This is a genomic window from Streptomyces venetus (assembly GCF_039540295.1).
Lineage (GTDB): Bacteria > Actinomycetota > Actinomycetes > Streptomycetales > Streptomycetaceae > Streptomyces > Streptomyces venetus.
In genome coordinates, this window is the sequence record NZ_BAABET010000001.1 from 340298 (window position 1) to 354498 (window position 14201).

Annotated in this window: 12 protein-coding genes; 4 read left to right on the forward strand and 8 right to left on the reverse strand. The window is 70.2% G+C overall.

The features are described 5' to 3' along the window. Positions 1 to 50: 50 nt before the first annotated feature. Positions 51 to 1031 (reverse strand): arabinan endo-1,5-alpha-L-arabinosidase, encoded by a 981-nt coding sequence (locus ABEA82_RS01500; RefSeq protein WP_345659480.1) that lies wholly within the window; start codon positions 1029 to 1031, stop codon positions 51 to 53. Positions 1032 to 1270: 239 nt separating this feature from the next. Here ABEA82_RS01500 and ABEA82_RS01505 point away from each other — a divergent pair, with 239 nt between their 5' ends. After that, on the forward strand, positions 1271 to 2044 hold the full coding sequence (locus ABEA82_RS01505) for an intradiol ring-cleavage dioxygenase (RefSeq protein ID WP_345659481.1): 774 nt from the start codon (positions 1271 to 1273) through the stop codon (positions 2042 to 2044). A gap of 55 nt (positions 2045 to 2099) precedes the next feature. Here ABEA82_RS01505 and ABEA82_RS01510 read toward each other — a convergent pair whose 3' ends face one another. Further along, on the reverse strand, positions 2100 to 2651 hold the full coding sequence (locus tag ABEA82_RS01510; protein WP_345659482.1) for a YciI family protein: 552 nt from the start codon (positions 2649 to 2651) through the stop codon (positions 2100 to 2102). 131 nt (positions 2652 to 2782) lie between these two features. Between ABEA82_RS01510 and ABEA82_RS01515 the strand changes: the two genes are divergently transcribed. After that, positions 2783 to 3556 (forward strand): alpha/beta fold hydrolase, encoded by a 774-nt coding sequence (locus ABEA82_RS01515; RefSeq protein WP_345659483.1) that lies wholly within the window; start codon positions 2783 to 2785, stop codon positions 3554 to 3556. Between the two features lie 65 nt (positions 3557 to 3621). Here ABEA82_RS01515 and ABEA82_RS01520 read toward each other — a convergent pair whose 3' ends face one another. Both ABEA82_RS01520 and ABEA82_RS01525 read right to left on the reverse strand, forming a co-directional pair. After that, a complete protein-coding gene (locus ABEA82_RS01520; protein ID WP_345659484.1) occupies positions 3622 to 4275 on the reverse strand; it encodes a DUF4360 domain-containing protein in 654 nt (217 codons plus the stop codon). Between the two features lie 289 nt (positions 4276 to 4564). After that, positions 4565 to 5023: an RrF2 family transcriptional regulator gene (locus ABEA82_RS01525; protein ID WP_345659485.1), complete on the reverse strand. Its 459-nt coding sequence runs from the start codon at positions 5021 to 5023 to the stop codon at positions 4565 to 4567. Between the two features lie 81 nt (positions 5024 to 5104). Here ABEA82_RS01525 and ABEA82_RS01530 point away from each other — a divergent pair, with 81 nt between their 5' ends. Further along, complete coding sequence (locus tag ABEA82_RS01530) at positions 5105 to 8083, forward strand: glycoside hydrolase family 35 protein (RefSeq protein WP_345659486.1); 2979 nt, start codon at positions 5105 to 5107, stop codon at positions 8081 to 8083. Between the two features lie 91 nt (positions 8084 to 8174). Next, the gene (locus ABEA82_RS01535; protein WP_345659487.1) at positions 8175 to 9281 is read left to right on the forward strand and encodes an NHL repeat-containing protein; all 1107 of its coding nucleotides are present in this window, start codon (positions 8175 to 8177) and stop codon (positions 9279 to 9281) included. Between the two features lie 14 nt (positions 9282 to 9295). On the opposite strand, the gene arfA is transcribed toward ABEA82_RS01535, so the two are convergent. From arfA to ABEA82_RS01555, 4 genes are all read right to left on the reverse strand, one after another. After that, on the reverse strand, positions 9296 to 10807 hold the full coding sequence (gene arfA / locus ABEA82_RS01540; RefSeq protein WP_345659488.1) for an arabinosylfuranosidase ArfA: 1512 nt from the start codon (positions 10805 to 10807) through the stop codon (positions 9296 to 9298). Positions 10808 to 10928: 121 nt separating this feature from the next. Further along, positions 10929 to 11762, reverse strand: coding sequence for a carbohydrate ABC transporter permease (locus ABEA82_RS01545; protein ID WP_345659489.1), 834 nt, complete (start codon positions 11760 to 11762; stop codon positions 10929 to 10931). Further along, complete coding sequence (locus ABEA82_RS01550; RefSeq protein ID WP_345659490.1) at positions 11759 to 12700, reverse strand: carbohydrate ABC transporter permease; 942 nt, start codon at positions 12698 to 12700, stop codon at positions 11759 to 11761. Before ABEA82_RS01550 ends, ABEA82_RS01545 begins: the two co-directional genes overlap by 4 nt. Beyond that, positions 12697 to 14052, reverse strand: coding sequence for an extracellular solute-binding protein (locus ABEA82_RS01555; protein ID WP_345659491.1), 1356 nt, complete (start codon positions 14050 to 14052; stop codon positions 12697 to 12699). Before ABEA82_RS01555 ends, ABEA82_RS01550 begins: the two co-directional genes overlap by 4 nt. Positions 14053 to 14201: the final 149 nt, after the last annotated feature.

The following is a 14201-nucleotide window of genomic DNA, read 5'->3' on the forward strand; positions in this document are numbered from 1 at the left end:
GTGCGTCGTGGTCGTTCGCGCAGTTCCTCGCGCCCCTTAAGGTTCCGCCGTCAGTAGGCCACGGGCCATCCGCTGCTCCAGTTCAGGAGGTTGACGCCCAGCTTGGGTGTGCCGTTGTCGTTGCCGTCGTAGTAGTGGTAGACGATCAGGTCGCCGTCGACGTCCTTCATGATCGACTGACCGCCCGGGCCGATGACGCTGCCGTGCGACTCGAGGACCGGGGTGCCGCCGTTGTTCATCATGGAGACGCCGTTCCGGTCGACGTAGGGCCCGGTGACGCTGGTGGCGCGGCCGACCTTCACCTTGTAGGTGGAGCTGGTGCCGGCGCAGCAGGTGTCGTAGGACGCGAAGAGGTAGTAGTAGCCGCCCCGCTTGACGATGAAGGGTGCCTCGACGGCCTTGGTGCCGGTCGGGCGGGAGGCGAGCGAGTAGCGGGTGGTGTTGGACGAGAGCTGCTTCCCGGTGGCGGGGTTGATCTGGATCATCTTGATGCCGGTCCACCAACTGCCGAAGGACAGCCACCACTTGCCGTCGTCGTTCACGAAGAGGTTCGGGTCGATGGCGTTGAAGTCACTCGCGGAGTTCGACGTGTAGACCGTGCCCTGGTCGGTCCAGCTGCCCGGCCGGCCGGTGCTGGACGTCGCGAGGCCGATGGCGGACGTGTTCGAGCCGAACTTCGAGACGGAGTAGTACATCAGGTACTTGCCGCCCTGGTAGGAGATGTCCGGCGCCCAGGCCTCCGGGACGGAGGAGTAGTTCCGCCACCAGCTCGGCCTGGCGGTGAACGCGTCGGCGCCGTTGCGGAAGGCGGTGCGGTCGGTGGAGGTCTTGTTGGCGATGCCGCCGCCGGTGGCGTAGAGCAGGTACTGGCCGGACGAGGTGCGGATCATCGACGGGTCGTGTGTGACGACGTCGCCGGTGACGCGGCCGGGGTTGGGGTACGCGGACGCCGCGCTCGGGACGAGGGCGAGCAGGGCGGCGGCGGGGAGGGCGAGCAGGGCGGTTCTCCTGCGCGGGCTGAAGCGGCTCATGACGGTCCTCCTTGCGGTGGGGGTGTCAGTACTGCTCGATATCTCGAACAGCGATCGCAAGTTCGAACGGACCGTAGAATCGAACCTCTTGCGCGTCAATGGCCCGCGCGGCAACGGCTGTGACCGACACGGCGAGATCCGGGGTCGATAAAGTACCTGTCTCATCAGATACTTGACGCCGCAGCACTTTGCCGAACTCACAGCGCACGGACAGAATCCGCCTCTAATCTGCCGTGTCCATGACAGACAAGACGAGCGCCAACTCATCCCCCGTCGGACGCCGCACCGTCCTCCTGGCCACCGGCGCCACCGCCGCGACCCTGGCCGTCGGAGTCGCCGCGTCGACCGACGCCCCCACGTCCCAGGCGGACAACACCGCTCCCGTCGCCGCCGCAGCCGTCTGCACCCTCACGAAGGAGATGACCGAGGGCCCCTACTACCTCGACGGACAGTACGTTCGCGCCGACATCAGCGAGGGCAAGTCGGGCATCCCCCTGAAACTGACCCTCACGGTCGTGGACGACGACACCTGCGCCCCGCTGAACAAGGCCCTGGTGGAGATCTGGCACTGCGACGCTCTCGGCGAGTACTCCGGCTTCGTCGGGAACAACGGCCACAACGAGCCCGACAACGGCACGTTCCTGCGCGGCGGCGTCCTCACCGACGCGAGCGGCGTCGCGAAGATCACCACGATCTACCCGGGCTGGTACCGGGGCCGCTGCCTGCACATCCACATCAAGGTCCACACGAACGTCACCCTGACCTCCGACGGCTCCTTCACCGGCGGCCAGGAACTGCACACCGGCCAGCTCTTCTTCGACGAGACGATCACGGCCAAGGTCGCGCGACTCTCCCAGTACGCGGTCAACACGGTCCCCCGCACCACTCTCGCCCAGGACTCCATCTACGACGGCGGAGGCGCCCGTTCGGGCCTGCTCACCCTCACCGCCCTCGGCAGCACGACATCGGCCGGCTACGCCGGTGCGCTGACACTGGGCGTGGAACAGGGCTGACACCGGCACACACGGCCCCGGGCCCAGCCGCTTCACCGGGCTCCGGGGCCACTCCTCACCGTCGTCCGCCGAACTCCCAGTCGTGCACCTCGATATCGGCGTACCGCCCCCGCGTCAGGACGCCACGCGCCGCCTCCGCGTCGGGCGCCCGCACCAGCGCCGCCGTACCCAGCCAGGCGTTGCCGTCGTCGGAGAGGAGCGGTCCGTACGCGATCAGTTCGTCACGGGTGTCAGAGGGAATTTCGAGGTCCGCCGCCTGGCCCGACCCGAAGCCGAGCACCAGGTAGCGGTTGCCGCCCGTCGGGCCGCCTGGGAAGTCCCACATGGTGCGGCCCAGCAGGTTGCGCCACCGGCGCAACAGTACGTCCCGGTACACGCCCGCCTGGTAGTTGGGCTCGTCGAAGGCGAAGGCCCGGGCGGCGGCGGGGCCCGGCAGATCGACGATGTGGATGCTGCCGGTGGGGGTCTCGCCGTCATCGGCGTAGGTGGGGCCGCGGGCGATCAGCTCGTCGGCGTACCGGTCCATGTAGGACCAGTGGTCCTCCACCAGTTGCTCGCGCAGGGGAAGCGATCCGGGTCTGTCGCGGTGGAAGCAGAGGAACTCCATGGCCGAAGAGCCTCGCCGACCGCACGGCGGATCTCAACCGCCTTTCCGAGCCCGTGGCGGCGGCTCGCGCCGCTGTGGCTACGCTCATGGCTCTCCCCACCCGGACCACCGTGAACAGAGGAGAGCAGACCGTGCGCAGCGCCGCCGTGACCCCCGAGGGCGATCACATCAGATGGGTCGAGTTGCCGGGGCAGGAGCCGCCGCGGGTGTACGTGCACGGGCTGGGCGCCACGTCGCCCGCCTACTTCACGGAAGTCGCGGTCGATCCCCGGCTGGCCGGCCGTCGCTCGCTGCTGATCGACCTCCTGGGCCACGGCCTCAGCGATCGCCCGGCGACCTTCGACTACACGCTGGAATCGCACGCCGACGCGCTCGCCGCCGCCCTGGAGGAGGCCGGTGTCTCCGGCGCCGAAGTCATCGCCCACAGCATGGGCGGCTCCGTCGCCATCGTCCTGGCCGCCCGGCATCCTCGCCTGGTCTCACGCCTGGTGCTGATCGACGCCAACCTCGACCCGATCCCGCGCGCCCCCGGTTCGTCGGGCAGCAGCGGCATCGCCTTCTACTCCGAGGAGGAGTTCGTGAACGGCGGCGGGTGGGAGGAGGTCCGCGACCGGGTCGGGGCGCACTGGTGGGCCACGATGAGACTGGCGGGCCGGGAGGCACTGCACCGCAGCGCGTTCCACCTCACCCGCGGCTCGGTGCCCACGATGCGCGAGATCCTCCTGGAGCTGCGGATCCCCCGCACGTTCCTGCTTCCCGAGGACGACGGCCCGCTTCCGGGCGCCCACGCCCTGGTCGAGGCCGGGGTGTCCGTCGTCGCGGTCCCCGACTGCGGGCACAACATCATGCTGGACAACCCGGAGGCCTTCGTGGTGGCGACCGCGGCGGCGCTCGAAGAGCGGTAGCAGAGCAGCGGACGAGCGGTTGCCGGGCGCGGCCCACCCCGAGGTGGACCGCACCGTTCCTACGGTCACTTCTTCGGCGGGCACTCCTTCCACGCCAGGTGGTACACCGTGCTGATGTCCCCGTCCGTCGAGTCCATGGTCATGAAGCTGACCTTGTTGGCCGACTGGGTACCGGCGGTGACCCGGAGCTCGGTGTTGATGTTGAAGTTGCGCTGGACCCCGCAGGGTGCGTAGACCAGCTGGGCCCAGTCCGTCTCGTCGGTGGCCTGCCAGTTGTCGTTGAGGGGGCCGCTGAAGGGGTGGTTCTTCTGCACCGTGCTCGGTGAGCCCTGGAAGTAGTACGAGGCTCGCTGGGAGCCGCTCGCGCCGGGCTGGAGGGAGGCGAAGCCCCGGTAGTCGGCGCTCGCGATGGCGTAGGTGAAGCCGCCGGGGACGTGGACGATCAGGCTGAGCTGGCAGTTCCTGCGGAACGCGGTCGGGTCGGAGCCGCCGCCGGCCTGGGCGAGGTAGTCGCTGTAGGTGACCGTGAACGCGGTGTTGTCCTCGGAGACGGCGACCGCCGCCGTGCCCGCGGGACAGCCGGAGCCGTTCACCGTGGCGACCTTGATGACGATCTTGTCCGGGGGCGGGTCGTCGAACCCGGAGGACGGGGATTGTGCGGGGAGTGCGCTGGTGAGGAGCGCTGCGATCGCGCCGCTCAGGAGCAGGCCACCGGCCATGGTTCTCCCATCCGTTCGTGGGGGGTGGATCACGAGGCGGGCATGAGCATGTCAAGACGACAGCACATGCACCCCCGACCTGTGACCATTCCATGAAGGAGCTGTGAAGGCCGGGAGCGGTGGCATCGTACGCAGGGCGGGAGGGGTCGGCCAGGGCGCTCTCCGGCCATTCACAGTGGCGTGAATTCACGCGGGATGTCGGTGGACACATAAGGTGCGGTGCAGTGCGTCAGACCCAGGACTCCCCGAGGACGCGATGAGGATCACCCACCGGCACGGACGCGGCCCGTCACGGGTTCTCCCACGCCGCCGGTTCCGCCGCCAGCCGCTCCACCGGCTCGGGCAGCGCCCCGGCCGCGAGGTCGGCGACCGTCACGCCCTCCAGGATCCTGCGCACATTGGCCCGCAGGGCGACCCACAGCGGCAGCAGCGGCTCGGCCGTGCCGGTGTAGGCGAGGCCGGTCGGGCGCTCGCCGCGTACCGAGACGATCGGGCCGTCCACGGCCCGGATCACGTCCGCGACCGTGATCTCGGCGGCCTCCCGGGCCAGCCGGTAGCCACCGCCCCCGCCGCGCCTGCTGTCGACGACACCCCCGCGGCGCAGATCGCCGAGGATCCCCTCCAGGAACTTGTGGGGAATGTCCTGCGCGGAGGCGACGGCCTCCGCCTTGACCGGCCCCTCACCTTGCCGGGCGGCCAGCTCCACGACCGCTCGTACCGCGTAGTCCGCACGTGCCGAGATCCTCATAGCACCATTGTCGCGGTCGGCCTGTAGACAATGACGCACCAGCACCACGTACGGCACGGCAGCACAACAGGAGGCGCTCCCTTGGAGCTCAGCAGGCGTACCTTCCACGCTCTCGCCGGCACGGCGGCGCTCGGCTTCGCGCTGACCGGCAGCGGGTCGCCGACCTCCGCCGTCCCGGGACGCCGCGTGCCCACCGGCCCGCCGCCGCCCGTGCCGAGCGCGGACGGCAGGCGGCACGAGATCGGCTTCGACCGGTACTCGCTGCTGGTCGACGGCCGGCGCCTGGTGCTCTGGTCCGGCGAGCTGCACCCCTTCCGGCTGCCGAGCCCGTCGCTGTGGCGGGACATGCTGGAGAAGATGCGTGCCCACGGCTACAACGCCGTCAGTGTGTACGTCGCCTGGAACTACCACTCCCCCGCCCCGGGCCGGTACGACTTCACCGGTGTGCGCGACCTGGACCTGTTCCTGCGGACGGCCGCCGAGACCGGTCTGTACGTGATCGTGCGGCCCGGCCCGTACATCAACGCGGAGGTCGACGCGGGAGGCTTCCCCGGTTGGCTGACCGCGACCGAGGGCAGGGCCCGGACCTCCGACCCGACGTATCTGCGGTACGTCGACGAGTGGCTGACCGCCGTCAACGCCGTCGTCGCCAAGCGGCTGTTCACCCGGGGCACGGGCACGGTCCTGCTGTACCAGATCGAGAACGAGTACGACGCGCACGTCGACGAGCCGTCCGGGCGCGCCTACATGTCGTACCTGTACGAGAAGGTCCGCGCCGACGGCATCGACGTGCCGCTGTTCCACAACGACAAGGGGCGCAACGGCCACTGGGCCCCGGGGTCGTTCGGCACCGGGGGCGAGAAGGGCCGCTGGCTGTACGGGTTCGACGCGTACCCGGAGCCGGGCGAGGTGCCGCCCGACTGGGGGCACTTCGGGCCCGGCGGGGCGAAGGGCGGGGCCACGGCCGGCCCGAGGACGCCCGGGTTCGTGCCCGAGTCCGGCGGGGGCTGGTTCGACCCGTGGGGCGGGTCCTGGTTCGACGGCAAGGGGTACGCCGAGGCGCGCCGGACCCGGGACGCGGCCTACGAGCGGCGCTTCTACCTCACCCACCTCGCCAACGGCATCACGCTGCACAACGTCTACATGACCTTCGGCGGCACCTCCTGGGGCTGGCTGCCCGCACCGGCCGTCTACACCTCGTACGACTACGGCGCGGCCTTCGACGAGGCCCGCAACGCCACGCCCAAGCTCGCCACGATGCACCAGCTCGGGCAGCTGCTGCGGCATGTGCCGGACCTCGCCAGACTGGACCGGGCGAAGGCCGTACGGGCCACCGACGAGCGGATCAAGGTCTACCACCTGGCCAACCCCGACACCGGCGCGCACGTCTACGTCCTGCGCAACGACTCCGACGAGGCGGTCGCCTCGACGCTGCCGGACGCCGGGATCGACGTGCCGGTCACCGTCCCGGCGCGGGACGCCAAGCTGATCGCCGCCGGGCTGAGGCTCGGGAAGCGGACGCTGGTGCACTCCACCGTGCAGCCCATGCTGAGCCTGACCGCCGGACGGCAGGACATCGCCGTGTTCACGGGCCGGCGGGGCGATCTGGCGCAGGTCGTACTGGACTGCCCGGACGAACCGACACCCATGCGGCTGGACGCGGAGCCCGCGTGGTCCTGGAACCTCAACAAGCTGAACATCACCGCTCCGCTCGGGGCCGGCGGGCTGAGCCGGGTGCGGGTCGAGGGCGACGGCGTGGACACGCCGATGCTGCTGCTCTTCGCCGACGACGCGACGGCCGTGCGGCTGTGGCCGTACGAGACGCCGTCCGGCCGACTCCTCGTCTACGGCCCGGCGCTGCTGCGGTCCGCCACCCTGCGCGGTTCCACCGTCCACCTGACCGGTGACACCGTCGGCGCGACCGGCCTGGAGGTGTGGGGACCGCCCGGGATCACCCATGTGACGTGGAACGGGCGTGCGGTGCCCACGCGGATCAGCGCCTCCGGCAGTCTGCTGGCGCTGCGGCCGCTGCCCGGTGTGACCCGGCCGGCCCTGCCCGCCCTGGACGGCTGGCGGTGGCGGGCGGAGAACCCGGAGTCCGAGCCCGGTTTCGACGACTCCGGCTGGACGACGGCCGACAGGACGACGTCGTTCAGCACGACGCCCGTGCCCGACGGGCAGCCCGTGCTCTTCGCCGACGACTACGGCTTCCACTACGGCGACGTCTGGTACCGGGGCGAGTGGAGCGACGAGAACGGCGTCGAGTCCGTCTCCCTCGCGTACAGCACGGGCACGCAGGGCCTGCTGATGGCCTGGCTGGACGGGGAGCCGCTGGGCACGCACCGGATGCCGGTGCCGGACAAGAAGCGGGCACGGCAGGGCACTTGGACGGCGAAGGCCGTCTTCGACCTGCCGGAGAAGCTGCGGGAGAGGTTCCGCGAGGCGCGGGACGGGAAGCGTGACCGGCACGTGCTGTCCGTGCTCGTCCGGCCGATGCAGCACGACATGGACGGCAAGGCGCTCGACACGCACAAGGCCGCACGCGGCCTGACCGCCGTCACCTTCGAGGGCGGCTCCCCCGAGGTGACGTGGCGCGTCCAGGGCGCGTCCACGCCCGATCCCGTGCGCGGGCCGATGAACAACGGCGGGCTGTACGGGGAGCGCGAGGGCTGGCATCTGCCCGAACACGACGACGCGGACTGGAAGGACGCCGACCTCCCGCGGGACGACCGGCGCCAGGGCGTGACCTGGTACCGGACGGACTTCCGGCTGGACGTCGACCCGGGCGTCGACGCCTCGGTCGGGCTCGTCCTCGACGACGACCCGGAGAGGGCCTATCGCGTCCAGATCTTCCTCAACGGCTGGAACATGGGCCAGTACATCAACGACGTGGGGCCGCAGCACACTTTCGTGCTGCCGAACGGGATTCTGCGCACACGGGGCGCCAACACCCTGGCGCTGGCGGTGTTGTCCGACGGCACCACACCGTCCGGGCCGAAGGACGTACGGCTGACCCTGCTGGGCGCGGCGGCCGGAGGTGTGCCGGTCAAGCCGGTGTGACCGGATCGAGGCGTCCGCGCGCATTGCCTTCTCCGGCGGGCTGGGCCACCGTGTTGTGCCCTTCAGGGCTGTCGACAGGGAGGGGAACCTCGTGCGAAGAAGACGTTTCGTCAGCGGATTAGTCGGTGCGGGGGCGGGTCTCGGACTCGCCTCGGTGGGCGTCGGTAAGGCGGGCGCCGCGTCCGGCCGGGCCGGCGACGCACCACGCGAGTGGGAGGCGGTCACCGCCCCGGAGGCCACCCCGGCGGCCCAGTTGCTCGACGTGGCGGCCGCGGGTCCGGGCCTCGCCTGGGCCGTGGGCGAGGAGGGGCGCGGCGGCAGCGTCCGGGGGACGGCGCTGGCACTCGTATGGGACGGCACGGCCTGGAAACGGACCGTCCCCGGCTTCCACGGCTACCTCGGCTCGGTCGCCGCCACGACCGGGGGTTCCGCCTGGGCCGTCGGCACGGACACCTCCGGCACCGCCCGGCTCCTCGTCGGGGACGGGCTGACCTGGAAGGAGGCCGACTTCCCCGGGCGCGGAACGGCCGGTACCTCCCTCACCGCGGTCGCGACCGGCCCCAGGGGCCACGTATGGGTCTCCGGGCGGAACAGCGCCGGCTCGGTGCTGCTGCACGGCCACGGGGGAGACTGGACCTGGCTGGAGGCGCCCCCGGCCACCACCACCGTCGCCCCCTCGGGCGTGCACCGCGCACCCTGCGGGGACGTCTGGGTCTACGGCGGCGAGCTCGTCGCCCGCTGGGACGGTGACTCCTGGACCGTGCTGCCGGCACCGGGCGGCATCCGGGCGGGCTTCACCGGGCTGCTTCCGGTCGCCCGAGACGACATCTGGATGACGGGCTACGACTACGGCGTCGGCGGCCCGCCCGGCAAGCCACCCGGCGTACGGCTGCTGCACGGGGACGGCACCGGTTGGGAGTACGTCACGGCACCGTTCGGCGTGGGAGTGCTCACCGGCATCGTGGCGGACGCGCAGGGCCGCCCCGACCGCATCTCCGGCTGGGACTTCTGGGACCAGGCCCGGGCCCACTATCTGCGCTGGGACGGCACGGCCTGGGTGAGCGAGCGGGGGCCGCTGGCCACGACCCCCGTCGTCATGAACTCCCTCACCACTGTGCCCGGGTCGGACGCTTACTGGGCGGTCGGCTCGACGGAGACGATGCCGTCCTCGGCCGCCCGGCCGCGCATCGAACGCTGACCCGCCCGGTCCGCCTACGCCAGCCGGATCACGTTCCAGGACAGCGGCTCCAGGACGGTGCTCAGCGTGCCGTCCTGGAGGGCCGTGCCGTCGACCGGGTGCGGGGCGACCCGCTCGGGGTCGTCCAGGGTGTTGCGGGCGTCGGGGTCGGCGTCCGCGAGGGCGCTGTGCTCGACGACCCGGGTGAGGTCGAGGCCGGTCAGGGCGACTTCGAGCGGGAGGGCGTCGGTGCGGCCGCGGTTGACGGCGAAGACCGTGACCGTGCCGTCCTCGGCGCGTACGGCGGTGGCGTGCAGCAGGTCGGTCTCGCCGTACTTCTTCGTCTCGTACGTCGGCGAGTCCACGCGGACGTCCAGGACCTGGCCGCGGCCGTGCCGGGCGGCCTGCGCGAAGGGGAAGAACGTGGTCTGGCGCCAGGCCTTGCCGCCCGGCTCGGTCATGATCGGCGCGATGACGTTGACGAGCTGGGCGAGGCAGGCGACCGTGACGCGGTCGGCGTGCCGGAGCAGGGCGATGAGGAGCGAGCCGAAGACGACGGCGTCGGTGACGCTGTAGTTGTCCTCCAGCAGGCGGGGGGCCTCCGCCCAGTCCCGCGTGCCGGAGTTCTCGATCTCGTGCCACTCCGACATGTACCAGACGTTCCATTCGTCGAAGGAGAGGTTGATCTTCTTCTTCGACTTCAGTTTCGCGCCGATGTGGTCGGCGGTGGCGACCACGTTCTCGATGAAGGACTCCATGTCGACGGCGGAGGCCAGGAAGGAGTCGAGGTCGCCGTCCTCGGGCTGGTAGTAGGCGTGCAGGGAGATGTAGTCGACGAGGTCGTACGTCTCCTCCAGGACCGTCGCCTCCCACGCGGCGAAGGTCGGCATGGACTGGCTGGAGGAGCCGCAGGCGACGAGTTCGACGCCCGGGTCGATCTGGCGCATCGCGCGGGCGGTCTCGGCGGCGGCCCGGCCGTACTCCTCCGCCGTCTTGTGGCCGGTCTGCCAGGGGCCGTCCATCTCGTTGCCCAGGCACCAGAGGTTGATGCCGAAGGGGTCCTTGTCTCCGTGTGCGGCACGGAGGTCGGACAGGGCCGTGCCGGCGGGGTGGTTGGCGTACTCCTGGAGTTCGAGGGCCTCGGCGACACCCCGGGTGCCGAGGTTGAGGGCCATCATGGGCTCGGCCTGGGGGCCGATCTTCTTCAGGAAGGCGATGTACTCGGAGAGGCCGAAGCGGTTGGTCTCGGTGGAACGCCAGGCGAGGTCGAGGCGGCGGGGGCGGTCCTCGACGGGGCCGACGGAGTCCTCCCACTTGTAGCCGGAGACGAAGTTGCCGCCGGGGTAGCGGATGGCGGTGACGCCGAGTTCCTTGACGAGGTCCAGGACGTCCTGGCGGAGGCCGGCTTCGTCGGCTGTGGGGTGGTCGGGTTCGAAGATGCCGGTGTAGACGCAGCGGCCGAGGTGTTCCACGAAGCTGCCGAAGAGGCGGGGGTTTACTTCGCCGATGGTGAAGGCGGGGTTGAGGGTGAAGCGGGCGGTGTGCATGTGCGCCTTTCGGGGGTGGGTGGTTCTGTTTGAGTGGCGGCTGCGGGTTTGTGGGGGCTGGTCGCGCCCACGCGGCGGAGCCGCACATCAGGCACAGCCCCGCGCCCCTGAAAGAAGGTCGTTATTGCCCTGCCAAGCCTGTATGTGCGACGCCCGCCACTATCTGCCTCTGGAAGAAGACGAAGACGATGATCAGGGGCAGGCCTGCCATCAGGCCGCCGGCCATGAGTTGGGCCCATTGGATGCCGTAGGAGTTCATCACGGTGGCTATGCCGTTCGGCATGGTCATCAGGTCGGGGTTGTTGGTCACCATGTACGGCCAGAGGAAGTTGTTCCACGAGGCGATGAAGGTGAAGATCCCGACCGCGGCGAGGGAGGGGCGGGAGAGCGGGAGGACGATGGTGAAGAAGACGCGCCAGCGGCCCGCGCCGTCGATGAACGCGGCCTCTTCGAGTTCGCGCGGGATGCCCTGGAAGAACTTGTAGAGGATGTAGACCATCGCGGCGGGCGCGCACTGCGGCAGGATCATGCCCCAGTAGGTGTCGACCATGCCCATCTGCTGGACGGTGGTGAACAGGGGGACTCCGAGGACGGCCGGGGAGACCATCAGGCCCGCCATGACCAGGCCCAGCAGGACGTTCTTGCCGCGGAACTCGGTGCGGGCGAAGCCGTAGCCGGCGAGGGCGCTGACGAGGAGCACCACCGACGTCACGCAGACCGAGACGACCAGGGAGTTCACGAACCAGTTGGTGATGTTGCCGGACTCGAAGAGGGCCTTCCATGCCTGGCCCGTCCAGTCCTTCGGCAGCCAGTGCGGCGGGACCTCGACGGCTTCGGTCTCCGACTTGAGGGACGTGAACAGACCCCACGCGAACGGGGCGAGGAAGACGGCCGAGACGGCGGTGCCGAGCAGGGTGAGCACGATCTGGCTGGGCGTCCACGCCTTGGTGGTCATCGGGCGGCCTCCTCACGGTTGCGCAGCAGCCACATCCTCGCCAGGGCGACGGCCGCGATGATCACGAAGAAGATGACGGAGATGGCGGAGGCGTAGCCCACGCGGTAGCTGGTGAAGCCCTCTTCGAGGGTGAACTGGACGAAGGTGCGGGTCGATTCCTCCGGGCCGGGGCCGAAGTCCATCATCACGACGGCCTGGTCGAAGACCTGGAGCGACGCGAGGATCTGCAGGGCGATGACGAGGCCGGTGATGTTGCGCAGCATCGGCAGGGTGATGTGGACCATGCGGTGCCAGGCGTTCGCGCCGTCCAGCTTGGCGGCCTCGTAGAGGTGACCGGGGATGGACTGGAGCGCGGCGAGGTAGAGCAGGAAGCTGAAGCCGACGGTCCACCACAGGGTCTCGATGACGAGGGCGAGCATGGCGTACGCCTTGTCGGTCAGCCACGGCGTCTCGATGCCGAAGACGTGGTTGACCATTCCGGTGCCCGGGTTGAACAGCCACTGCCACAGGTTGCCCGCGACGGTGGACGGGAGGAGGAACGGCGCGAAGAAGCAGAGGCGCCACAGCCACTTCCCGCGTTCGATGTGGTGGGCGAGCATCGCGAGGAGGAAGGCGAGGACGGTGATGCAGGGGACGACCAGGAGCGTGAAGTACGCGCTGTGGCCGAGCGCGTCCCACATCAGGGGGTCCTTGAGGGCCTCGCGGTAATTGTCGAGGCCGACGAAGCTCTCGCCCTCGCCGGTGATGTTGGCGTCGGTGAGGCTGAGGTAGATGCCGCGCAGCAGCGGCCAGATGACGAACAGGGCGAACAGGGCCAGGAACGGGGCGACGAACCAGCCGCCGTGCTGGAAGCCCTGGCCGCGGCGCAGGGTGGCGCCCGCGGTGGCCGTTCTCGCGCGTGCGGGTGCTGCGATGGGCTGGGCGCTGGTCGCCGTCACGCGGCCGCACCTCCTTCGGCGGCGGTCATGCCGTCCATGGGGTTCTTCATGGCGAGGAGCTGGGCGAGCGCTGTGCGCATGCGGCGGGCGGCGGTGTCCGGCTTGGCGGAGCCCATCGTGGAGGCGACGACGACGGGGCCGACGCGCTGGGCGAGGATGCCGGTGGACCCGGCGAACCACACCTTCGGCTCGGTGGCCTGGTGGTCCATGGCGGAGGCGTACTCGTTCTGCGGGTCCAGCTTCTGGTAGGCGGCCGTGGAGAGGGTGGCTGTGTGGGCCGGGATGTGGCCGCCGGCCGCCCACTGCCGGGCGTGCTGGACGACGTAGGCGGCGAGCCGGTGGGCGCCCTCATTGGTGGCGCCGCCGCGGTCGGACTGGTGCGGCAGGACGAAGGCGTGCGACTCGGCGTGCGTGGCCTGCCTGCCGAAGACGGGGGGCAGCGGGATCGCGCCGTAGTCGAGCTTCGCCCCGGAGTAGACGGGGACCGACCAGTTGCCCTCCCAGGCGAAGGGGGCGCCGTTGATGAACTGTTCGGCGCCCACGGAGCCCATGCCGGGGGCGGTGTAGCCGTCGGTGACGTGCCTGCGCAGGAACTCCAGGACCTGGGTGGCCTTGTCGGTGTCGAAGGTGACCTCGGTGCGGGCGGCGTCGAACCAGGTGCCGCCGAGCTGGGTGTAGAAGGCGACGAAGAACCACCACTGGAAGTTCTGGTCGTTGACCCACAGGCCGATGGTCTGGAGCCCTTTCCGGGTGGCCTTCCTGGCCTCCTTGAGCACGTCGAACCACTCGTCGGCCGAGGTGACGGGCACGATCCGGCCGTCGTCGCCGAGCAGGCCCGCCTTCTTCAGCACGTCCTTGCGGTAGAAGCAGAGCTGGACGTGGATGTCGAGCGGGAGGGCGTAGAGCTTGCCGTCGACGACGGCGCGCTTCCATAGGGCGGGGTTGAAGTCGGACTCCCGTACGCCGTACTTGGCGAGCAGGCCGGTGTCCCAGGGGTCGAGGAGGCGGCCGGGTGCGAAGCCGGTGACCCGGCCGAGGTGCATGACGCCGAGGTCGGGGGCGCGGTTGCCCGCGGCGGCCATGGCGAGCTTGGTGTAGAAGGGGTTGCCCCACTGGAGGGTGGAGTCCTTCACCGCGATGTCCGGGTTGGCGGCGCGGAAGGCGTCCAGCATGGCGATCATGTTGGAGCCGTCGCCGCCGCTGAAGAGGTTCCAGTACCGCACCCGCGTGTCGGCGCCGGCGGCGAGTGCGTCGGCGCCGGTGCCGAGTGCGGCGAAGCCGAAGCCGCTCGCGACGGAGAGGCCCCCGAGCCCGTAGAGAAGCTGCCTGCGATTCAGGCCAGGTCGTCCCATGCCCTGCCCTTACTGTCGTTGTTCGGTATACCGAAAGGCGCTCGTTACTTCGAACGGGACCGTAAGTTCGAAGGGCTTGCGCGTCAATGGGCGGCCCGGAACTTTGCGCACGTCTTTCGCGCGGAATCAGTCGTTCCTCGTTGAACTAC

Excerpts from the sequence above, each read along its gene's own strand:
- ABEA82_RS01545 (WP_345659489.1), bottom strand. The coding sequence starts at position 11,762 with ATGACCACCAAGGCGTGGACGCCCAGCCAGATCGTGCTCACCCTGCTC.
- ABEA82_RS01555 (WP_345659491.1), bottom strand. The coding sequence starts at position 14,052 with ATGGGACGACCTGGCCTGAATCGCAGGCAGCTTCTCTACGGGCTCGGG.
- ABEA82_RS01525 (WP_345659485.1), bottom strand. The coding sequence starts at position 5,023 with ATGAGGATCTCGGCACGTGCGGACTACGCGGTACGAGCGGTCGTGGAG.
- ABEA82_RS01520 (WP_345659484.1), bottom strand. The coding sequence starts at position 4,275 with ATGGCCGGTGGCCTGCTCCTGAGCGGCGCGATCGCAGCGCTCCTCACC.
- arfA (WP_345659488.1), bottom strand. The coding sequence starts at position 10,807 with ATGCACACCGCCCGCTTCACCCTCAACCCCGCCTTCACCATCGGCGAA.
- ABEA82_RS01510 (WP_345659482.1), bottom strand. The coding sequence starts at position 2,651 with ATGGAGTTCCTCTGCTTCCACCGCGACAGACCCGGATCGCTTCCCCTG.
- ABEA82_RS01500 (WP_345659480.1), bottom strand. The coding sequence starts at position 1,031 with ATGAGCCGCTTCAGCCCGCGCAGGAGAACCGCCCTGCTCGCCCTCCCC.
- ABEA82_RS01505 (WP_345659481.1), top strand. The coding sequence starts at position 1,271 with ATGACAGACAAGACGAGCGCCAACTCATCCCCCGTCGGACGCCGCACC.